Genomic DNA, 18,841 nt, shown 5'->3' with positions numbered 1-18,841 from the left:
CGCTGGGCGGCAGGTGCCGCGTCACAGGCCGGTCCGCAGGGGCATGCTGGAGAGAACAGAGCATCGAGCCGACGGCGGTGGCGCAGGTGAGGACACGGACGCACAGCCGGCCCCTGGCGGGCCGTACCGTGGTGGTGACGGGGGCGGCGCGCGGATTGGGAGCGGCTCTGGCACGGGCGTTCGACGACCGGGGCGCACGGCTCGCCCTGCTGGGCCTGGAAGGCGACCGCCTCCGGGACGTGGCGCGCTCCCTGCACCACGAGTCGGCCTGCTGGGAGGTCGACGTGACCGACGACGCGGCGCTGGCCGACACGGCCCGGGACGTCCGCACCCGTCTCGGACCCGCGTCCGTCGTGGTGGGCAACGCCGGCGTCGCCGAGGGCGGCCCGTTCGCCGACTCCGATCCCCGGGTCTGGCGCCGCGTCATCGAGGTCAACCTGATCGGCAGCGCGGCGACGGCGCGCTCCTTCCTGCCCGACCTCCTCGACACCCGGGGCTACTATCTCCAGGTCGCCTCCCTGGCGGCCATGGGAACCTCCCCCCTCATGAGCGCGTACTGCGCCTCGAAAGCCGGGGTCGAGTCGTTCGCCCACGCCCTGCGCGCGGAGCTGGCCCACCGCGGCGTCACGGTCGCCATCGCCTACATCAACTGGACCGACACCGACATGATCCGGGACGGGGACCGCCACGCGGTCCTGCGCGAACTGCGCGCCCACATGCCACCCCCGGCACGCAGCGTGTACCCGGCGCCCCGGGTCGCGGACAGGCTGGCAGCCGCCGCCGAGCGACGCTCGACCGCCGTCTACGTACCGGCCTGGCTGCGTGCGGTGCAACCGGTACGGGCCCTGCTTCCGGCCGTCGTCACCCACATTGCCCGCACCGAGCTGCCCCGGCTGGAACGCGCCCAGCGCTTCGAGCCGACGGGTCTGCTGGGCGCCGGCGGCCGCGCCGCCGAACCGCGCGGGTAGAGGGGCGCGCGTACGGCCGCCGCCTACACCCCGCAACCGGTCAGCAGGCGCCCGAGCGGCCAGGTCGTGATCAGCCGGTCCGCTCCGATGCCGATACGGGCCGCGCGCGCGTAGCCCGTGCTCTGCCAGTGCAGCTGTTCCGGGGCGTGGGCGTCGGTGTCCACGGCGAAGCGGCAGCCCGCGGCGGCGGCCAGCACGAGCAGGTCGTCCGGCGGGTCGCGCCGCTCGGGCCGGCAGTTGATCTCCACGGCGGTACCGGCCTGCGCGCACGCGGCGAACACGGCCTCGGCGTCGAAGCGGGACTGCGGGCGGCCCCGGCCGGTGATGATCCGTCCCGTGCAGTGGCCGAGGACGTCGACGTGCGGGTTGCGGACCGCCGTCAGCATGCGGGCGGTCATGGGTTCGGGTTCCGAGCGGAGCTTGGAGTGCACCGACGCCACGACGATGTCGAGCCGGCCGAGCAGGTCTTCGTCCTGGTCGAGTGAGCCGTCCTCGAGGATGTCGCACTCGATGCCGGTCAGCAGCCGGAAGCCTGGCCCGCCTTGTGAGTTCACCCTCGCCACGGCTTCCAGTTGGGCTTCGAGCCGTTCGGCGCTCAGTCCGTGGGCGATCGTCAGCCGCGGCGAGTGATCGGTCAGCACGGCCCATCGGTGACCCAGGGCCCGGGCCGCGCCCGCCATGTCCTCGAGCGGGCTGCCGCCGTCCGACCAGTCGGAGTGCAGGTGGCAGTCCCCGGTGCTCGCGGCAGCGAGGTCCCAGCCCGCGCCGGCGTCCGGTCCGGCCTCGGCCTGCAGTCGCGCAAGGTAGCCCGGTACCCCGCCCGTCGACGCCTGCGCGATCACTTCGGCGGTGACCGGGCCCACCCCGCGCAGTCGCCCGGCCTGCGAGGCGTCCACCGGGCCCGGTGGCAGGTCGCGGACGGCATCGGCCGCCGTGTGGAAGGCCCGCACCCGGTACGGCGACGCCCCGCGCCATTCGAGGAGGAAGGCGATCCGGCGGAGCGCTTCGTCCGGGTTCACGGCAAGGGCGTTCCACCGGTGGCGTTGACGATCTCACCGGTGATGTAGGAGGCCCGGTCGGAGGCGAGGAAGACGTACGCGGGTGCCATCTCCGCGGGCTGGGCAGGCCGGCCCAGGGGCGACTGCTCGCCGAACTTCGTCGGGTCGGGCATCGTCGCCGGGATCAGCGGTGTCCACACCGGTCCCGGCGCCACGGCGTTGGCGCGGATCCCGCGCTCGGCGAGCATCTGGGCGAGGCTGTGGGTGAAGGAGACGATCGCGGACTTGGTCATGGCGTAGTCGAGGAGGTGCGGGCTGGGCTGGTAGCCCTGCACGGAGGCGGTGTTGATCACCGAGGCGCCGGGCGGCATGTGGGCCAGAGCGGCCTTGGTCAGCCAGAACATCCCGTACAGATTGGTCTTCATCACCCGGTCGAACTGCTCGGTGGTGATCGCCTCGATCCCGTCCGGCTGGGCCATCTGGTAGGCGGCGTTGTTGACGAGCAGGTCGATGCCTCCCAGCTCGCCGACCGCCTTGTCGACCAGGGCGGTGCACTCGTCCTCGTGGCGGATGTCGCAGACGACGGCCACCGCCGTACGGCCGGCCTGGCGGATGAGGCGGGCGGTCTCCTCGGCCTCGTCGGCTTCCTCGGGCAGATGGGTGAAGACGACGTCGGCGCCCTCCCGTGCGAAGGCCAGGCAGACGGCCCGGCCGATTCCGGAGTCGCCTCCGGTGACCAGGGCCCTGCGGCCGTGCAGCAGGCCGTGGCCCTGATAGGTGGCCTCGCCGTGGTCGGGGCGGGGATCCATCGCCTCGGTCGATCCGGGGTGGTCCTGATCCTGTTCGGGGAACGGCGGACGGGGCTGGAGCCCCACCGGATCGGTGAGGTGGGCCTGCTCGTGCGAGGGCATCGCGGTCTCCTTCCGGCACGGCCAGAGGCGGGTGTCAGGTAGAGGGCGGGTACGTCGCCGCCTTGAGGCGGCGGGCGAGGTGGGCGGTGTTCGCGGCGAGTGCGGCGGTCGTTGCGGCCGTCTTCTCCGGGGTCTTCCCGAGGTCCTGGTAGTCGGTGCCCTGCATGGCCTCGCCGACCCAGTAGGTGACCGCGTTCGGCGCGAGGGAGAACCCGACGTCGTTCAGGCCCTGGAAGAGTTCGGCGCTGACGTGGTGTGCGCCGTCCTCGTTGCCGACCACGCACACCGCGGCGGCCTTGCCGTAGGTGAGCATGCGGCCCTCGTCGTCGCTCTCGCCGAGTTCGGCGTCGAGGCGCTCCAGGACGCGCTGGGCGATGCTGGAGGGGTGGCCGAGCCAGATCGGCGTGGACACGACCAGGATGTCGCAGGCCAGGATCGTGTCCCGGATCTCCGGCCAGGCGTCGCCGCCGCCCATGTCGACCTCGACGCCCGGTTTGACGTCGTGGTCGGCGACCCGGATCACCTTGCCGGTGACGCCGTGGTCTGCCAGCGCGGCCATGGCCTGCTCGGCCAGCAGCTGCGAGCTGGACGGTTTCGGCGACGGGGAGAGCGTGCAGACCAGCGCGACAGCGCGCAGCGGCGTGGTGTTGGTGGTGGTGTCCATGTGATCCGGCTACCCCGATGGCCATGCCGTATCCCCGCTCCGAGCCGGGGGCGGTGTCCCCTCGCGGAGGACGGGTAGGTTCGGGGCAACCAGCCTGGTCTGGTGGGAGACCCCGCGCCACCGGTGGCCACGGAGAGTGGCCGGTGGACGGTGCGGGTGGTCTCGCTCGGCTTTGCGCGGCGCCCACCGCCGCGCACTTGACGGCCTCCGCCCGCGTTCCTGGGGAGCCGACCGTGATGGGCTCCGAACCCGAACGGCGGAGAGACGATGGACCCCACCCTCGGCGTCGACGTAGCCGTGCACCCCGGCCATACCGTCGTGCGCGTGGCAGGCGAACTCGACACGGACACCTGCCCCCGGCTCGCCGAAGTCACCGACGCCCTCACCCTCCACGGCCGGCTCCTCATCCTGGACCTGTCGGGAGTCGCCTTCATGGATTCCAGCGCCCTGCACGCCCTGCGCAACCGCACGCGTGCCGAGCACGCGGTCCTGGAGCTGCGCGACGTCCCCGGGCAGGGAATGCGCCTGCTGGGCCTCGCCGGTGCCCGCGGTCTCTTCGCCGTCCGTCCCGCCGCCTGACGGCCGGTACGGGCCCCCTTCGTGTGCCGGTGCTTCACGGCGGCAGGGAAAGGGTGGCCCACACCGTCTTGCCGCGGCCGTGGGGCCGCGTACCCCAGTGCTGGGCGAGGCGGTCGACGAGGAAGATGCCGTGGCCGCCGACGGATTCGGGCCGGTGTGCGCGCAGCCGCGGGGGGTCGGGGCTGGGATCGGTGACGGTGATCTGGAGCAGGCCGTCGTGGTGGGTCAGGGTCAGGCGGCGGATCCCGCCGGCGTGCTTGGCGGCGTTGGAGAGCAGCTCGGCCGCGATCAGGAGCGCGTCCTGGCCCCGGTCGAGCAGGCCCCAGTCGGTGAGTGCCTGGCGTACCCAGGTGATGCCCCTGCTGCACGCCTCCAGCTCCGCGGTCTCGCCGAGAGGGAGTTCGCGGTGGTGGGCTGCGCAGGGCAGGGGAGCCATGGCCGGTCCCGACGGCTGGAGTCGTATGGTGCTGTGCACCTGCCCGTCCTCACCCCGGGTACTCCGGCGCCGCCCGCCCGGATCACTTCCCGAGTCGGGCGGTGGCTTGCGCGACGGTGGAGCTGACGGTGAACGCCTCGGCCGCGCCGGTGACTTCGAGGACGCGGCGGACCGCGGCACTGGGCGAGACGAGGACCAGCGGCACTTCGCGGGCGCGAGCGGTGTCCCGCAGGGCCAGCAGCAGATTGAGGCCGTCGGCGGTGAACAGCTCCACCGCGTCCAGATCGACCGCGAGCAGCTCGGGACCCTGCTCCAGGGCCTCGCTCAGGGCCCGCTCGCCGATGGCCTTCGTGCCGGTGTGCAGGTCACCGGACAGGACGCACACCAGGGCGTCACCGACGCGCACGGTGTCGGTCTTCAGCCCCGGGGCGGGCATCGGAAGATCCGCTGGGGTGGTGCTCATGGCCGCCTCCTCACCCCGCCCCTCCCACCGTGGAGTGACTGGAGTGCCGTTCTGCGCCGGCCGTCCTGGGGTGCTTCCACCGTACGCCCCCGGCCCCGAGGGCGCCGCCACGCCGAACACGCGCCCCGCCGACTTCCGCGGGACACAAGGCCGTACACCCGCAGGACATAAGTGGGACGCCAAGGGTGAGAAGCACGGTGTGAGAATGCGTGGTGCCGTCGTCGTGGTGACCGGAGCCTCGAGCGGAGTGGGCCGGGCCACCGCCCTGCAGTGCGCGGGGCGCGGGGCCCGCGTCGTACTGGCCGCGCGCGATGCCGCAGCCTTGGCAGCGGTGGGGCGCGAGTGCCGGCGCCGGGGCGGCGAGGGCCATGTCGTACCCACCGATGTGGCGGACGAGCGGCAGGTCCGGGACCTGGCCGCTGCCGCCGTGGCGAGGTTCGGCCGCATCGATGTCTGGGTCAATGCCGCGGGGATGGGGATCCCCGTGCGAGTCGACCGGGCGCCCGCCCGGGACCTGCGGCGGCTCCTCGGGATCAACGTTCTCGGTGCCGTGCACGGGGCTCGCGCCGCGGTGCCGATCATGCGACGACAGGGCGGCGGGGTGGTCATCGACATCGCTTCCCTGGCAGGCACGGTGGTCGATGAGCTCAACGTGGGCGGTTATGCCATGTCCACGGCAGCGCTGGTCACCTTCGACGACGTGCTCCGCCAGGAGCTCGCGACCGCGGGCGAGTACCGCATCGCGATCTGCACCATCCTGCCCGGCGACCCGCACGTGCCGTTCCCCCCTCACGCCGACAGCGGCTCAGGCCGGGCTCCGCGGTCGAAGACGCCCGCCGGCTCGTGCGAACGCGTCGCCCGAGCCGTGGTCCGGACGGCCGGCAGGCCGCGCAGCCGGGTGCTCGTCGCACCGTACGCGGGGCCGTTCGACGCTGCGTACACCCTGGCGCCCGCCCTCCTGCGCCGGGCCGCCGCCTGGCGTACCGACCGGACGTACCCGGGCGCGAGCGGCCCTCTGCGGACCGTCGGCCGTCGAGCCGGCAGGGCCGCCGCGATGCTCGTCGTGCGGGCGGCCGTCCGCCACCGTGCGAGGTCCCGCCGCTGAACAGGCGCGCCGTGTTCGGGCGGTCGCCGTCGTCGTGCTACTCCACCACCAGGACCGGTCGTCCCGGCTCCGCGCCGTCCGGGGCGGGCACGACCGTGTGCGACGGGCTGCCGGCCGCCTCCTCCCAGACGCGGACGTACGTGGCCTTCGCGGCCCAGTCACCCAGGTCCGCGGTGTCGGCGCCGTAGGTCTGCCAGGTCCTGCCCCGTTGATCGTCGGGGAGCGTCCACGTAGCCGGCCTGTGGTTCCACACGGTCACGTTGACGCCCCGGCGAAGCTCCTGCCTGAAGGGGCTGTCGGGGTCGGCGGGCACGAAGGGGGCCCTCAGCGAGCCCAGCCGCCGCAGGCCCAGCCACGCCAGCGCATACGCCCGGAGCTCCCCGCCCGCGTGCCCGCCGTCGGGCAGCACCGTCACCGTGGTCCCGCCGAAGTCCGGGGCGTCGCACAGTGTCGCCGCGAGCGTCGTGCCGGGGTCGTCCGCCATGACACCACCTCCACCTCCGCGGAAGGCGAGCAGCCGGAAAGCATGCGCGATATCGGGCCCTTACCCGGGCGTGATTCTCCCATGTCACGTCCGGCGGCTGGTTAGGAATTCAACGTGAGGGAAGACGGGTGGCACAGGATTCATGTGAGAAGAGGAGTGTCATGGGCATCATCAGCTGGATCGTGCTGGGACTGCTCGCCGGGATCATCGCGAAGTTCCTGATGCCGGGCAAGGACCCTGGCGGCTGCATCGTCACGCCGCTGATCGGCATCGCCGGTGGTCTGCTGGGCGGATGGCTGGGGAAAGTCATCTTCGGTGTGGAATCCATCGACGGATTCTTCGAGATCTCCACCTGGATAGCCGCCATTGTCGGTTCCCTCATCCTCCTCGGCCTCTACCGCCTCGTGGTCCGCGCCAAGGATTGATCCTCGGGGCGGGAAACCGCCGAGGAACGGGCGAGGCGCCCTAATCGCGGGGTGGAAGCAGGGGGCCGAGGGGACCGAGGTCGAGATTGAGGTCCTCCAGGCGGTAGCCGTGTTCGGCGCAGAGATCGGAAAGGCTGTCGTGGAGGGCGAGCAAGGTCGCTCCGAGCTCCTCTTCCTGCTCGTCCGTGAGGTCGCCGGCGTCCACGCGGCGCAGCGCCTGTCTTTCGATGAGTTGGCGCAGGAGTTCCACGAGCGTGAGCACGAGTTTGAGGAGGTCCTCCCCGACGGTGTCGCGGTCGGCGCGGATACGGTGCGCGGCGCCGGCGGCCTGTTCCCGGTGCGTCGGGGGCGGCCGTACGAGCCGGAAGGCGCGCGCCATCGACTCGCCGACCTCGTCCAGGCTTCCCGGGCCGGGGTCGCGCGGTGGACGGCGGGGGCCTTCACCGGTCATGTCCGGCCCCGTCCTGCGCCGTGCCGGAGGCCGTCTCGGACCTGACGGACACGATGAGGGCCCGCAGCGATATGCGGACCAGGTCGATGTCCGCTATGGACAGGACGATGTCGCCGGCGATGACCACTCCGCCGCTGAGCAACCGGTCCAGCAGATCCACCAGGGCGACCTGGCGGCCCGGGAGCGGCTCGTCGTAGTCCGTGAGGCTCACGGCGCACGCTCGCCCTCGGTCGGTGCCGAGGACTCGGCCGGCGGCATCGCAAAGGAATACGGGGCCCACGGGCCGGTGATCTCGATGCGGATCTCGGGGAAGTCGCCGGCGGCCTGTGCGACGGCGGCGCGGAAATCGCGGGCCTCCTCGTCGGGCACCAGGTAGGCGTCGTTGAGGACGTTCTCCTGCGGGCCGGTCAAGGCGCCGCTCTGCGGGGCATGGCGTACGCGCCCGACCGCATAGCGTGCTGCGATCGCATCGAGGGTGGCCGCGGCGCGCTGAGCCTGCTCGTAGGTCCTCTCCCGGGCGCGGTGCTGGACTCTGCGGCGCTGCAGGTACGCCTTGCCGGGCGAGGCGGTCGGAGCCGCCGGGTCCGCTTCGGCCGCGGGCGCCCCGGCGGGGGGCTCCGCCGGGGCGGGCGGGGGGAGGTAGATCTTGACGCCGTATTCGGTGTGGGCGTCGACCGCGGCCATACGGCGGGCGAAGGTGCTGCGCTGCTCGCCGAGGGCCTGCCGGGCACGGTCGTCGTCCTGGTAGACGGTGGCCATCCGCAGGGGCAGGACCGTTTGTTCGGCGGCCACGGCCTGTACGACTTCGTGGTGGGCGCGGGCGACGCTCTCGAGCCACTCCAGGTCTTCGAAGTGGGCTCTGAGGGCGGACTCGTTGAACGCTTCATGGGGTACGTGGCTGGTGACGAAGGCCAGCGGTGCGGGGCTGCTGTCGGAGGCCTCGGTGAGGAGCGTCACGGGGGCGCGGTCGATGCCGCGCAGGCCGGCGAGGAGTACCGCGAGGCGGTCGGTCCGCCGGGCGACGGCGTAGACGTAGGTGAGGGGTTCGCGGCCGGTGCTCACTGCGGACGCTCCCGAGCCGTCGTGCCGGACGAGTCGCGGCGTTCCGCGGTGCGTTCAGCAGGCTCCTGCTCGTCCGCCCGGTCCCGGCGCAGAGCCTCCAGCTCGGCGCGCAGGCGGCGGTTCTCCTGCTCCAGCGGGCTGCCGGTGTGGCGGGACGACAGGGAGGGGTCGTGCTCCCACCAGTCGATCCCCATTTCCTTGGCCTTGTCCACGGACGCGATGAGGATCCGGAGTTTGATGGTCAACAGCTCGATGTCGAGCAGGTTGATGCGGATGTCACCGGCTATGACGATGCCCTTGTCCAAGACCCTTTCGAGGATGTCCGCGAGGCTCGACGACGAACTGCTCCCGTACGGCATCGGGGCGCGGGACGGGAAGGCTCCGAACCGGTCGGGAAGGGGTTCAGTCACGATGGCGGCCTCGTTTCGGCGGTCATGTCATGCCGCGCCGGAATGCTTCGATCTCGGACAACCGGTCGAGCAATGCGTCCTCCCGGAGGTCGAACTCCTCCTGGTCGATCTCGCCTCTGACCAGAGCCTGCTCCAGGTCGCCGAGTTCTCGCCAGATCGGGGCGGGGTCGTAGTACTCCTCCTCGGCCTGTTCGACGACTCGCTGGGCGACCCAGGTGACCGCTCGGACCGGCGCGGCGGGAAGCGTCAGCAGATAGGTCAGCAGTCCCATGGCGTCCTCCCCTCGGGAGTGTGGTCGGACGATCCCTACACGAAGCTGTACGGAGGCAGGGGGCCGGCCAGGCGGAGGGCGACGCCGCCGCCGATCTCGCGGACCAGGTTCGCCTGCGCCGTCAGCAGGTCCTCCTTCTGCTCCTGCGGCACGAGGAGCGAGAGGTTGAGGAAGTCGCTTCCCGTGGGCGGGTGGACGACGTGCTCGCGGGCGAAGGGCAGCAGCGCCTGCACGAGGCCGGCGGCGAGGGACTCCTGCCGAGCCTCCACCTCGCGCGCGACCAGTTCACCCAGGGCGAGCGGCAGCTGGGGGTCCGGGTCCCCCGCACGGATCCGCTCGTTGAGCTCCCTGGCCTCGGGCGAGTCCTCAAGGATCTGTCGGAGCAGCGGCTCCTCGTCCTCCTGGGCGACCCGCAGGTGGTACTCGGCGCAGCCGTCCAGCCGCTCCAGCGCGGCGAGATAGCCGTCGGCGTTCGTGTCCAGGACCTCCCGGACAGCGTCGTCGTCAGAAGCGATGTAGCCGAACTGCAGGGGCAGAACGGGCCCGTCCGCCATCAGGCGTTCCTGGACCTCCTGGTGCACGAGGAGGTCTCGGCGCTTGGGCCGGATCTCCTCCGAGATGTCGCTGACGACTGCACTGAGGGGCCCGGCGGTGACCGACCGCAAGGGTGCCGGTCGGGCACCCACCCCCTTCAGGCCGTCGAGGCGCCGGGGATGCCCCTCGGTGGCAATCGAGTACACGTAAAGTGCCATCGTTCACTCCTTCTCCCGGCGTACCGGGCGCCGGGCAGGGCGCCGCCGCCTGGGAGCCTCCTCTTCCTCCACCTCCTCCGGCTCCTCTTCACGGGGCTTCTTTCCCGTCAAGGAGTCCGTAACCGCTTCGACGGCCCCGCTCAATGCGCCCTTGGACTTGCCCCGGGCACCGCCTTCCACCATCTTCCCTACGACATCGGGCAGCTGAGCAGGCGCATTGCGGCCGGCTTCCAGGTCGAGCCGGTTGCAGGCCTCGGCGAAGCGGAGGTACGTGTCGACACTCGCCACCACGATGCGTGCATCGATCTTGATGAGCTCGATGCCGACGACGGAGATGCGGACGAATACGTCGATGACCAGACCGCGGTCGAGGATGAGCTCCAGGACGTCGTAGAGACTGCTCGTGTTGCCGCCGCCTCCTCGGGCGATGGCGCTGCCGCCTTGCGGCACCATGGTCATGGCGCCTCCTTCCATCGGCGGCCTGTTCTCAGGTCGGCCGGTCGATCATTCCTCGGGTGTAGCGGCGGGTGCGTTCGTAGGAGATCAGCTCGCCGTCCTCGTCCAGCACCACCTTGTAGCTGGCCATGACGCTCGTGGTGTCCGGGATGCGCTCCAGCTCCACGACCTCCACCTGCGCCACCCAGCCGTCCTGGCTCGGCTTCAGCGAGGAGACCGAGTCGGGCGGGCGGCCGAGAAGCTGAGCCAGCTGCTCGGCCGCCGACCGCATCGCCGACGCGGCGCTGCGCACGCCCGCACGCGGTCCGGAGCCGGCTCGTCGAGCGGGCTGCCGGCGCTCTTCGTCCTCGCCGTCGCCGGTGCGCGGAGCGCGCCGCCGCGGGTGTGCGGGTTCTGCCGCGGTCATATACCACTCCTGTGGAGACGTCCGCCTTCTAGACAAGAATGTCACTAAATCTGCGCATAAGTCCGAGATCGGGGGCAGGAGCTTTTCAGGACCGCCCCGTGAGGAACTGATGCGGCGGCCGGCACAGCAGGACGTCCCGACGCATCGGCGTCGACGTGAACGACAGGCCCGCGACCCCCCGGCCAAAAGGGGATGATCATGCAAGACACCACCAAGATCGCGCTCGCAGCCGCGCTGGCTGGGGGCTACGTACTCGGCCGAGCGAAGAAGGGTCGCATGGCCTTTGCCGTGGCGACCTACCTTGCCGGCCGTCGATTCGGTCTCGAACCGGACCAGCTCCTGAGACAAGGCCTCGCCAAGGTCAAGGAGATGCCGCAGTTCGCCGACCTCAGCGACCAACTGCGAGGCGAGGCCTTGGACGCCGGCCGTCAGGCGCTGAGTGCCGCGGCCAACCGACAGCTCGCCAGCCTCGCCGACTCCCTGCACGAGCGCACGCTCGAACTGACGCGGAGCGGCCGTCGCGACGAGGACTACGAAGACGAAGAACCCTACGAGGACGAGGCGGAGTACGAGGAAGAGGACGAGGACGAGGACGAGGAGGACGAGGACTACCCCGAACCCGAGGAAGAGGAGGAAGAGGAGCCGGAGGAAGAAGAGGAGGGGGAGCCGGAGGACGAAGAAGAGGAAGGGGAGGAGGAAGGCGCAGAGGAAGACCAGGAGGAAGAGGAGAAGCCCGCACGCCGCCGGCCGGCCCGTCGTCGCGCCGCCCCGAGCGCCGCCGCACGCTCTCGTAGCACCGAGGAGCGGCCGACCCCCGGCAAGAAGACCGCGGCTCCCAGAAAATCCGCTCCTGCCAAGAAGGCCGCGCCCGCCAAGAAGGCGACCGCGAAGAAGGCGGCGGCGAAGAAGACAGCGGCGAAGAAGCCGGCGAGTGGAAGGTCCGCCGCAAAGGCGGCCCCGCCCAAGAAGTCCGCTTCCAAGACCGCCTCCTCCAGGCCCGCCGCGAAGAAGACCGGCACGGCGGCTCCGGGTAAGCGGACAGCAGGCCAGAGCGCGCCGCGCAAGACGGCCGCCAAGAAGGCCTCGAGCCGCAGCCCGGCACGCAAGACGGCCGCCAAGAAGACGGCGTCCCGCAAGCAGTCCGCGCGGAGGTAGGCCATGGCAACCTCAGACCGCGCCCGTGCCAGTGAATCCCCCACGGGACTGGACCAACTGCTCAACGAGGTGTCCCACTACCTCAGCGCCCAGGCCGAACAACTGGCCGAGAAGGCGACCGACAAGCTCGGCGACATCACCGACCAGCTCTACGACGTGGCCGACGGCGGTGGCAAGCTCTCGGACGTCGGCGGCATCGGCGCACGGCTTCTCCAGGGCGACTCGCCGCTGAAAGCCATCGCCGGCCAGACGCTGGGGAACCTGAAGGACAAGGTGTCCGACACCGCATCCCAGGTCTTCGGGAAGGGCCGGGGCCGCAAGGGAGGCGGCGGCAGCGTCGTCAACATCGTCGAGGCGATGGACATAGGCCTGCCCCTGCGGACGACGTACGACCACTGGACGCAGTACGAGAACTTCAGCAGCTTCACCAAGGGCGTCCGCGACGTCTCCCGCAACGACGAGACCACCAGCGACTGGAAGGTCAAGGTCGGCCCGTCGACCCGCGGTTGGAAGGCGACAGTCCAGGAGCAGGTCCCCGACGACCGCATCGTATGGAGCTCGGAAGGGGCCAAGGGCACCACCCGCGGCTGTGTCAGCTTCCACGAACTCGCTCCGTCCTTGACCCGCATCGTCATCGTCGTCGAATACCACCCTGCGGGCCTCTTCGAGAAGACGGGCAACCTCTGGCGGGCACAGGGCCGCCGCCTGCGCCTGGACCTCAAGCACTTCCTGCGCTACGCCACCTTGAACACGGAAGAACCAGAGGGCTGGCGCGGCGAGATCCGGGACGGCGAGGTCGTCCGCACCCACGAAGAAGCACTCGAGGCAGAAGAGGAAGAGCAAGGCGCCGAGCAGGGGGACGACGAGGAGCGCTACGAGGACGAGTACGGCGAAGACGAATACGGCGAAGACGAAGAGCCGGACGCGTACGAGGAAGACTCCGGCTATGCCGACGAACCCGAGGAGGAGGCGGAGGAGGAACAGGCCGACGCATACGAGGACGGGGGCGAGGACGAGGGCGAGGACGCATACGAGGACGGGGGCGACGACGAGGACGCATACGAGGACGAGGACGAGGACGAGGACGAGGAAGAGGCCTCCCGCCCCCGGCGTCGACGCGTCCGCCAGGCAGCCTGAGCCGGCAGCAGGCAAGGAGGCTTCGTGATGTCCACCGTGAGCCGGCGCCTGCGGCGCTTCAGACGCAGAAGGCGCAGACGCCGGTTCCTTGCCCGCTGGACGCCTCGGTCCGTCCTGCGGCGGATGGTCGTGCGCATGGGCGTGTGGGGGGCGCGCCTGACGTTCTGGGGCATGCGGCTGGCGGTACGACGTCTGGTGCGCGCGGTGTTCTGATGCGCTGCGACCGTGCGCAGCAGGCGGCCGGCCGAGCCCGAGTCGGCCCGGTGGAAACCACCGGTCCACTCCCGGGGCGTCGGTCGGTCGACGTACGGGGCAGGTGGCTCATGGCTCAACTCAAGGAACGGTCACCGGAAGGTGTCCTTGCCCTTTTCCTTCAGTCGCCGCGCCTGTCCTCGGGATTCCAGAGCCGCGCCTTTGGCGGCGAGGGTTTCCTTGCCGAGGGCATGGGCCGTCTTCCTGACCACCTTTCCGGCAGCTCGCTCCATCTCGGCTTTCGCCTTCTCCTTCATGCTCATCGTGCCGCTCCTTCCGAGGAGCGCCGGCAGGACGCACGTCCTGCCGGCACTCCCGCACGCCACGGCATCCGATACCCGCAAAGGGTCAGTGCTTCAACGTGTCCTTCGCCTTCTGCGCGGTCTGCTTCGCGTCGCCCGCGATCTGCTCGCGCCGGCCCTTCATCTGCAGGGTCTCGTTGCCGACGGCCTTTCCCGTGGTCTCCTTGACCTTTCCCTTGGTCGTCTTGGCCGCGTGCTTCATCTTCTTGCCTGCGCCCATGCCTCTCACCTCCACCGTCACTTGGCATCGGGCTCTTACCCGCAATTACGGCAAAAACGCCCGGGTCGGACTGCCATATGGTTCACGCGGCGCCGGATCGCAACAGCTCCAGGACCGCGCGCTCGACGCGGCCGTGCGTGGCCGGGTGGCCGAAGGTGCCGTCCTCGCCGAGCCTGCCCAGCGCGGCGGCGATGGTCTCGCCCTCTTCGTAGAGTTCGATGACGCGAGGGTGGATGTAGGACGCCCTGCACACGGCAGGTGTGTTCCCCAGGTAGTCGCTGACCTCGCGTACCGCGCGGGCCACGACCCTCCCGCGGCGGGCCCGGGGCGCGTCGGCGGTGCTCTCGGAGACGGCCAGGGCGACCGCGGCCAGGACCGTGGCGTACCAGGTCCGGAAGTCCTTCCCCGTCACGTCCTGCCCCGACCGGTCCTGGAGGTAGGCGTTGAGGTCATCGGCGTGGAGTTCGTGCCACGCGCCGTGTCCCCAGTAGGCGAACAGCCTCGGCCCGTCGTCCTTGCGCCGCAGCAGCGCCCGGACCACGGCGTGCGCCTGCTCGTCCACGAAGGCCCGTGAGACCTCCTTGCCCGACTTGGCGGGGAAGTGGAGGCGTATCTCGCCGTTGCGGCAGGTGGCGTGCTCCCGCAACAGCGTCGTGAGCCCGAAGCTCCCGTTGTCGCGGGCGTAGCTGTCGCCGCCGATGCGGAGGAAGCCCAGGTCGAGGAGACGGGCCAGGCAGGCGAGCACGCGGACGCGGGTCAGGCCGCGCCCGTCCAGGTCCCGCGCGACGTGCCTTCGCAGGCGGGGGAGTGACCGGGCCACGCGCTGCACGTGCTCGTGCTTGGCTGCGTCCTGCCGGTCGCGGAAGTGCGGATGGTAGAGGTACTGGCGCCGCCCGGCCGCGTCCGTCCCCACCGCCTGGATGTGTCCGTTCGGCCAGGGGCAGACCCAGACGTCCTGCCAGGCTGGAGGGATCACCAGCGCGCGTACCCGTTCGCGGTCCGCGCCGGACAGGGCGACACCGTCCGCGCCCACGTAGCGGAACCCGCGGCCGTGTCGCACGCGGCGCCACCCCGGCGCCCGGGGATCACTGGTCCGAAGCCGCACGTGTACGTCAGCCCTCCTCGGGGTGCGCCTGGGTGCGCAGGGTCCATGCCTGGCCCGCGCAGTCGTAGGGCAGCGGAGGGAACCGGTGCCCGCGGACATCGGTGCTCTTGCTCCACAGGTGCTCCTTGCCGCAATCGCAGGCGTAGATGCCGCTTTCTTCGACGATTTCTCCTGGTTTCCACTGCTCTGTCTGCTTCATGTGTGGCACCTACCCCTGTCCATGCCGAGACACTCCGGCTGCGCCCTCCGGGGCCGGGCCGGACAGCCGCGACACCGGCGTGACGCGGGCGGCGCCGGTCTTGAACAGCGGCTGCCTGGAAGCCGGATCCCAGGCGGTGGGCGTGAGTTCGTCGGCGGCTCGGTGGTGGCCCTCCCCGGCCGGGGCGTCCCCGTAGCCGTAGCGGAACGGCAGGAAGACCACGCCCTCCCGGATACCTGTGACACGGACCCGTGCCCGGACGGAGCCACGCCGGGTGGACACCTCGGCGAGGCCGCCCCCGCCGAGGCCGGCCGCCGCCGCGTCCGCCTCCGACATCTCGAAGTTCTGCGCGGTGTTCTGCCGGCGGCAGAACACCGGCCGGACCGGGCTCGATGATCACTACAGTCCAGCTCATGACGACGATCACGACGCGCACGGTCGAGTATCCGGCGGACGGTTTGACGATGGCCGGGCACCTCGCTCTCCCGGCCGGTGTCGACCGCCGGCCCGCGGTGCTGCTCGGACCGGAAGGCATGGGGCTCAGCGATGTCGAGCGCCGTCGGGCCGACGCCCTCGCCGAGCTGGGATACATAGCGCTGGCCTTCGACCTTCACGGCGGGCGCTATTTGGGCGACCCCGAGGAGATGCTGGCCCGTTGCATACCGCTGCTCGCTGATCCCGACCGGATGCGGGGCATCGGCCATGCTGCGCTCGACGTGCTGCGCACCGAACCTCGGACCGACCCCGACCGGATCGCCGCCGTCGGCTACGGCACCGGGGGCGCCGTCGGGCTGGAACTCGGGCGCGGCGGTGTCAACCTGCGCGCGATCGGGACGGTCAACGCGACTACCACGGGCCGGCCGGGCGAGGCGGCGCGCATTCGCTGCCCGGTGTGGGCCGGGGTCGGGTCGGAAGACCCGATCATGCCGCCCGCGCGATGGGAAGCGTTCACCGCCGAGATGCAGGCCGCGGGCGTCGACTGGCGCCTCACGGTCTACGGCGGCGCCTTGCACGCCTTCCACCACCCGCCGGTCGACCACCCCACGGTCCCCGGCGTCGGCCACCACCCACAGCACGCACAGCGAGCCTGGCGTGACGTCGTGGACCTGCTCGCGGAGTGCCTGCCTGTGACGGAGGCTCTGGGCACATGACGCAGGCAGACTGCCTGGCGCCAGGCCTGGTCCGCGTCGGGCACTGACAGTTCCCTCCGCTCATGTCCCCAGGGCAGGCGGCTGGGTTCCCACCCGTCAGCCACCCTCGGCTCGTGGGTCGCTGTTTCCCGCAGATGCTCCCCGTCTCCCGGCGATCGCCTGGAGACGGGGGTTCCATCGAGCGCGCGCGCCTGGACCGGGATGAGTTCAGCGTGGCGAGGCGGATGTCGATGGAGGACTCGACGCCCTCAGGGAAGGTGATGCCGAGGGTGAACGCCGGAATGGTGGTGTCGGCGTGGGCGAAGGAGCAACCACTGCCTTGTCGGCTCGTTGGCCAGGTGAAGATCACTTTTCTGTGGGGAGTTTTGAATGCGATCTCGAGCTATCGCCAGTGCAGTGCTGCTGGCAGGTGGTCTGATGAGCCTCGGCATGGGTTCTGCTCACGCCGCGTCCGGGGGCGATGGCTCGTCCGGCGATGCCCCCCTCAGCACCACCTACACGCCCATCGCCGCGCCACACGGTGCCGCGCAGTGGGGCAACACCTCTGCGAGTCAGGTCTCCAGCGGCTCCGCCGATACGTGGGACAGCGAGGTCCACAGCGGCACGGCGAGCAACTTCGGCCAGGGGATCACGACCTCCGACGCTGTCGGAACCAACTACGCCAATCAGGCATCTGCCTCCAGCACGTTGGGCGGCTCGCAGGACCTGTACAGCTCTGTGGTGAGCACCCCTCCGCACGACTCCTAAGACGTCATCTCATTTGGTGGGTCTGTGCGACGATTCGTCGGCCAGTGGGAAGTCATGAGCGGGGGCCAAGGTCGATGGAATACGTCAATCTCGATGCGCAGGTCGGCGACCTGTCAGAGGTCTTGGACCCGGCTCGCTACCTGAGCCACCTCTCCTCGATCTCCGATGACCTGCCGCCAGGCGCCCGAGCCTTCGCCACGGACACGGACCACTACGACTTCCGCAGCAGGCGATGTGTGAAGGACCTGACGCTCCGGGCCGTCCGGGGCGCTGGCGGTGAGGAGATGGAGGTCGAGTTCCAGCACAACTGCTGGAAGCACGACCAAGACCTGCTGATCCGCTACGTAGGGGTGTCCAGCTTCATCCTCGATCCCGCCGATGGGGACCGAGGAACGGACCTGAGGACTGTGATTCTCGACGAGATCCTGCCACACAGGGACGGCTGCAGCCACGAGATCGCCTGCTGGGACGGCACCCTCACCCTTGTCTGCCGTGACCTCCAGGCGACCTGGATCGAGACCACCTGCTCCAGCAAGTCGTAGGCGCGACAGATCGTGGGGATTGTCGAGCGACTGGTGCCGGATGAGTTGTGGGAGTTGTTGCAGAGAGTGGTGCCGGAGGCGCCGTCGCGGCCTCAGGGCGGCGGTCGGCGCCGGCATGGCGACCGGGAGGTGCTGGCGGCGATTGTGTTCGTGGCCACGTCGGGCTGCACGTGGCAGCAACTGCCGACAGCGTCTTTCGGGCTGTCAGGGGCAACGGCCCATCGGCGGTTCAGCGAGTGGTCGAAGGCGCGGGTGTGGGCCAAGATCCACCGTGTGGTGCTCGACGAGCTCGGTGCCCGCGGCGAGGTGGACTGGTCGCGCTGTGTGATCGACTCGGTGAACATGCGGGCCCTGAAAAGGGGGCCTGACAGGTCCGAATCCTGTGGACCGGGGCAACTACGGATCGAAGATCCACTTGATCACCGAGAAGACCGGGCTGCCCATTTCCGTCGGAATCTCGGGCGCGAACCTGCACGACAACCAGGCCCTGATCCCCATGATCCAGGGCATTCCACCCATTCGCTCCCGCCGTGGACGCAGGCGGCGCAAGCCGGGCAAGCTCCACGCGGACAAGGGGTACGACTACCCCCACATGCGGCGATGGTTACGCGGACGCGGCATCACCCATGGCATCGCCCGCAAGGGCATCGAGTCCTCACAGCGGTTGCGCCGGCACCGCTGGACCATCGAGCGAACCATGTCCTGGCTCGCTGGCTACCGTCGCCTCCATCGGCGCTACGAACGCAAAGCCGACCACTTCCTCGCCTTCACCAGTATCGCCTGCACCCTCATCTGCTACCGCAGGCTCACCAAATGAGATGACGTCTAAGACCCTTCCTCATCTGCACTCCACGACCGTGGGAGGGAGCGACAACAGCTTCTCGAACTCCGCCACCAGGGGCTCGAACGTCGTTGGCGGGTTCGACACCCAGGGCGTGACCGGAAGCAGTTACAGCTACCGCGGCCAGGGCGGCTGAGTCGGTCGTCCCCTCTCAACCGCACGGAGAGGAGGGGCCGACATGTCGGGTGCGCCGCCCGTCACCCCTCGTCTTCGTCGTCCTCGACCGCTTCCGGGCCCGGGTCCCGCAACGGACGCAGGCCCTGGCCGGGGCCGCTGGCGGTGATGTTGAACAGGTAGCGGCCCAGGGAGTTGATGTGCCGGTCCTTGAGCGGGGAGATGCGGGGGGGGG

Annotated in this window: 31 protein-coding genes; 12 read left to right on the top strand and 19 right to left on the bottom strand. The window is 70.5% G+C overall.

The window, feature by feature from the left end; translation table 11 throughout:
* Positions 1-86: 86 nt before the first annotated feature.
* A complete protein-coding gene (locus tag AVW11_RS09885; protein ID WP_030844897.1) occupies positions 87-968 on the top strand; it encodes an SDR family oxidoreductase in 882 nt (293 codons plus the stop codon).
* A gap of 23 nt (positions 969-991) precedes the next feature.
* Here the strand turns inward: AVW11_RS09885 and AVW11_RS09880 are convergent, their stop codons facing one another.
* The 3 genes from AVW11_RS09880 to AVW11_RS09870 are packed head-to-tail and all read right to left on the bottom strand — an operon-like array spanning position 992 to position 3,541.
* Positions 992-1,987: a PHP domain-containing protein gene (locus AVW11_RS09880; RefSeq protein WP_076043775.1), complete on the bottom strand. Its 996-nt coding sequence runs from the start codon at positions 1,985-1,987 to the stop codon at positions 992-994.
* On the bottom strand, positions 1,984-2,877 hold the full coding sequence (locus tag AVW11_RS09875; protein WP_076043774.1) for an SDR family oxidoreductase: 894 nt from the start codon (positions 2,875-2,877) through the stop codon (positions 1,984-1,986). Before AVW11_RS09875 ends, AVW11_RS09880 begins: the two co-directional genes overlap by 4 nt.
* Before the next feature lie 34 nt (positions 2,878-2,911).
* Positions 2,912-3,541, bottom strand: a complete 630-nt coding sequence (locus tag AVW11_RS09870) for a flavodoxin family protein (protein ID WP_060178721.1) — start codon at positions 3,539-3,541, stop codon at positions 2,912-2,914.
* Between the two features lie 267 nt (positions 3,542-3,808).
* Between AVW11_RS09870 and AVW11_RS09865 the strand changes: the two genes are divergently transcribed.
* A complete protein-coding gene (locus AVW11_RS09865; protein WP_076043773.1) occupies positions 3,809-4,120 on the top strand; it encodes an STAS domain-containing protein in 312 nt (103 codons plus the stop codon).
* Between the two features lie 34 nt (positions 4,121-4,154).
* Here the strand turns inward: AVW11_RS09865 and AVW11_RS09860 are convergent, their stop codons facing one another.
* The gene (locus tag AVW11_RS09860; RefSeq protein ID WP_143568826.1) at positions 4,155-4,595 is read right to left on the bottom strand and encodes an ATP-binding protein; all 441 of its coding nucleotides are present in this window, start codon (positions 4,593-4,595) and stop codon (positions 4,155-4,157) included.
* 43 nt (positions 4,596-4,638) lie between these two features.
* Positions 4,639-5,019 carry an STAS domain-containing protein gene (locus tag AVW11_RS09855; RefSeq protein ID WP_078093336.1) on the bottom strand — a complete coding sequence of 127 codons (381 nt, stop codon included), beginning with the start codon at positions 5,017-5,019 and terminating at the stop codon, positions 4,639-4,641.
* Positions 5,020-5,224: 205 nt separating this feature from the next.
* Here AVW11_RS09855 and AVW11_RS09850 point away from each other — a divergent pair, with 205 nt between their 5' ends.
* A complete protein-coding gene (locus tag AVW11_RS09850; protein WP_206281893.1) occupies positions 5,225-6,124 on the top strand; it encodes an SDR family NAD(P)-dependent oxidoreductase in 900 nt (299 codons plus the stop codon).
* A 37-nt stretch (positions 6,125-6,161) separates the two neighbouring features.
* On the opposite strand, the gene AVW11_RS09845 is transcribed toward AVW11_RS09850, so the two are convergent.
* Positions 6,162-6,608, bottom strand: a complete 447-nt coding sequence (locus tag AVW11_RS09845; protein ID WP_030844910.1) for a hypothetical protein — start codon at positions 6,606-6,608, stop codon at positions 6,162-6,164.
* Between the two features lie 161 nt (positions 6,609-6,769).
* Here AVW11_RS09845 and AVW11_RS09840 point away from each other — a divergent pair, with 161 nt between their 5' ends.
* Positions 6,770-7,033, top strand: coding sequence for a GlsB/YeaQ/YmgE family stress response membrane protein (locus AVW11_RS09840; protein WP_030844912.1), 264 nt, complete (start codon positions 6,770-6,772; stop codon positions 7,031-7,033).
* A gap of 40 nt (positions 7,034-7,073) precedes the next feature.
* Here AVW11_RS09840 and AVW11_RS09835 read toward each other — a convergent pair whose 3' ends face one another.
* The 8 genes from AVW11_RS09835 to AVW11_RS09800 are packed head-to-tail and all read right to left on the bottom strand — an operon-like array spanning position 7,074 to position 10,841.
* Positions 7,074-7,484 (bottom strand): gas vesicle protein K, encoded by a 411-nt coding sequence (locus AVW11_RS09835; protein WP_076043770.1) that lies wholly within the window; start codon positions 7,482-7,484, stop codon positions 7,074-7,076.
* Positions 7,474-7,695 (bottom strand): gas vesicle protein, encoded by a 222-nt coding sequence (locus AVW11_RS09830; protein WP_076043769.1) that lies wholly within the window; start codon positions 7,693-7,695, stop codon positions 7,474-7,476. The genes AVW11_RS09835 and AVW11_RS09830 overlap by 11 nt, the downstream gene beginning before the upstream one ends.
* Positions 7,692-8,546 carry a GvpL/GvpF family gas vesicle protein gene (locus AVW11_RS09825; protein WP_076043768.1) on the bottom strand — a complete coding sequence of 285 codons (855 nt, stop codon included), beginning with the start codon at positions 8,544-8,546 and terminating at the stop codon, positions 7,692-7,694. Before AVW11_RS09825 ends, AVW11_RS09830 begins: the two co-directional genes overlap by 4 nt.
* A complete protein-coding gene (locus AVW11_RS09820) occupies positions 8,543-8,956 on the bottom strand; it encodes a gas vesicle protein (protein WP_030844921.1) in 414 nt (137 codons plus the stop codon). The genes AVW11_RS09825 and AVW11_RS09820 overlap by 4 nt, the downstream gene beginning before the upstream one ends.
* Positions 8,957-8,978: 22 nt before the next feature.
* Positions 8,979-9,227 (bottom strand): gas vesicle protein GvpG, encoded by a 249-nt coding sequence (locus AVW11_RS09815; RefSeq protein ID WP_030844924.1) that lies wholly within the window; start codon positions 9,225-9,227, stop codon positions 8,979-8,981.
* Positions 9,228-9,262: 35 nt separating this feature from the next.
* On the bottom strand, positions 9,263-9,979 hold the full coding sequence (locus AVW11_RS09810) for a GvpL/GvpF family gas vesicle protein (RefSeq protein ID WP_076043767.1): 717 nt from the start codon (positions 9,977-9,979) through the stop codon (positions 9,263-9,265).
* Between the two features lie 3 nt (positions 9,980-9,982).
* Entirely contained in the window at positions 9,983-10,438 is a 456-nt protein-coding gene (locus tag AVW11_RS09805; protein WP_030844929.1) for a gas vesicle structural protein GvpA, read from the bottom strand.
* A gap of 28 nt (positions 10,439-10,466) precedes the next feature.
* On the bottom strand, positions 10,467-10,841 hold the full coding sequence (locus AVW11_RS09800) for a gas vesicle protein GvpO (protein ID WP_030844932.1): 375 nt from the start codon (positions 10,839-10,841) through the stop codon (positions 10,467-10,469).
* A 198-nt stretch (positions 10,842-11,039) separates the two neighbouring features.
* Between AVW11_RS09800 and AVW11_RS37100 the strand changes: the two genes are divergently transcribed.
* Genes AVW11_RS37100 through AVW11_RS09785 form a run of 3 tightly spaced genes read left to right on the top strand, consistent with a single transcriptional unit; the run spans position 11,040 to position 13,346 of the window.
* Positions 11,040-11,996, top strand: a complete 957-nt coding sequence (locus AVW11_RS37100) for a histone protein (protein WP_076043815.1) — start codon at positions 11,040-11,042, stop codon at positions 11,994-11,996.
* 3 nt (positions 11,997-11,999) lie between these two features.
* Entirely contained in the window at positions 12,000-13,133 is a 1,134-nt protein-coding gene (locus tag AVW11_RS09790) for an SRPBCC family protein (protein WP_060178728.1), read from the top strand.
* A 27-nt stretch (positions 13,134-13,160) separates the two neighbouring features.
* The gene (locus AVW11_RS09785; protein ID WP_030844940.1) at positions 13,161-13,346 is read left to right on the top strand and encodes a hypothetical protein; all 186 of its coding nucleotides are present in this window, start codon (positions 13,161-13,163) and stop codon (positions 13,344-13,346) included.
* Between the two features lie 131 nt (positions 13,347-13,477).
* Here the strand turns inward: AVW11_RS09785 and AVW11_RS37675 are convergent, their stop codons facing one another.
* From AVW11_RS37675 to AVW11_RS09765, 5 genes are all read right to left on the bottom strand, one after another.
* Entirely contained in the window at positions 13,478-13,648 is a 171-nt protein-coding gene (locus tag AVW11_RS37675; RefSeq protein ID WP_167389219.1) for a hypothetical protein, read from the bottom strand.
* 85 nt (positions 13,649-13,733) lie between these two features.
* Positions 13,734-13,907, bottom strand: coding sequence for a CsbD family protein (locus AVW11_RS09780; RefSeq protein WP_030844942.1), 174 nt, complete (start codon positions 13,905-13,907; stop codon positions 13,734-13,736).
* 82 nt (positions 13,908-13,989) lie between these two features.
* Positions 13,990-15,012, bottom strand: coding sequence for a DNA topoisomerase IB (locus tag AVW11_RS09775; RefSeq protein ID WP_076043766.1), 1,023 nt, complete (start codon positions 15,010-15,012; stop codon positions 13,990-13,992).
* Between the two features lie 7 nt (positions 15,013-15,019).
* The gene (locus AVW11_RS09770; RefSeq protein ID WP_030844945.1) at positions 15,020-15,211 is read right to left on the bottom strand and encodes a hypothetical protein; all 192 of its coding nucleotides are present in this window, start codon (positions 15,209-15,211) and stop codon (positions 15,020-15,022) included.
* Between the two features lie 9 nt (positions 15,212-15,220).
* Positions 15,221-15,586, bottom strand: a complete 366-nt coding sequence (locus AVW11_RS09765) for a molybdopterin dinucleotide binding domain-containing protein (protein ID WP_076043765.1) — start codon at positions 15,584-15,586, stop codon at positions 15,221-15,223.
* Positions 15,587-15,624: 38 nt separating this feature from the next.
* On the opposite strand from AVW11_RS09765, the gene AVW11_RS09760 reads away from it, so the two are divergent.
* From AVW11_RS09760 to AVW11_RS37355, 5 genes are all read left to right on the top strand, one after another.
* Positions 15,625-16,362: a dienelactone hydrolase family protein gene (locus tag AVW11_RS09760; RefSeq protein ID WP_076043814.1), complete on the top strand. Its 738-nt coding sequence runs from the start codon at positions 15,625-15,627 to the stop codon at positions 16,360-16,362.
* A gap of 417 nt (positions 16,363-16,779) precedes the next feature.
* A complete protein-coding gene (locus AVW11_RS09755) occupies positions 16,780-17,109 on the top strand; it encodes a hypothetical protein (RefSeq protein WP_076043764.1) in 330 nt (109 codons plus the stop codon).
* A 74-nt stretch (positions 17,110-17,183) separates the two neighbouring features.
* The gene (locus AVW11_RS09750) at positions 17,184-17,651 is read left to right on the top strand and encodes a hypothetical protein (protein ID WP_076043763.1); all 468 of its coding nucleotides are present in this window, start codon (positions 17,184-17,186) and stop codon (positions 17,649-17,651) included.
* Between the two features lie 9 nt (positions 17,652-17,660).
* A protein-coding gene (locus tag AVW11_RS35725) for an IS5 family transposase (RefSeq protein ID WP_167389220.1) occupies positions 17,661-18,468 on the top strand; the annotation gives its coding sequence in 2 pieces (ribosomal slippage) (positions 17,661-18,010 and positions 18,009-18,468; 810 coding nt in all).
* A gap of 1 nt (position 18,469) precedes the next feature.
* Positions 18,470-18,628: a hypothetical protein gene (locus AVW11_RS37355; protein WP_158076123.1), complete on the top strand. Its 159-nt coding sequence runs from the start codon at positions 18,470-18,472 to the stop codon at positions 18,626-18,628.
* Positions 18,629-18,841: the final 213 nt, after the last annotated feature.

It is taken from the genome of Streptomyces amritsarensis, from assembly GCF_001953875.1.
GTDB lineage: Bacteria > Actinomycetota > Actinomycetes > Streptomycetales > Streptomycetaceae > Streptomyces > Streptomyces amritsarensis.
Note: the sequence above shows the minus strand (reverse complement) of the source record. Positions and strands in the feature narration are given on the sequence as shown.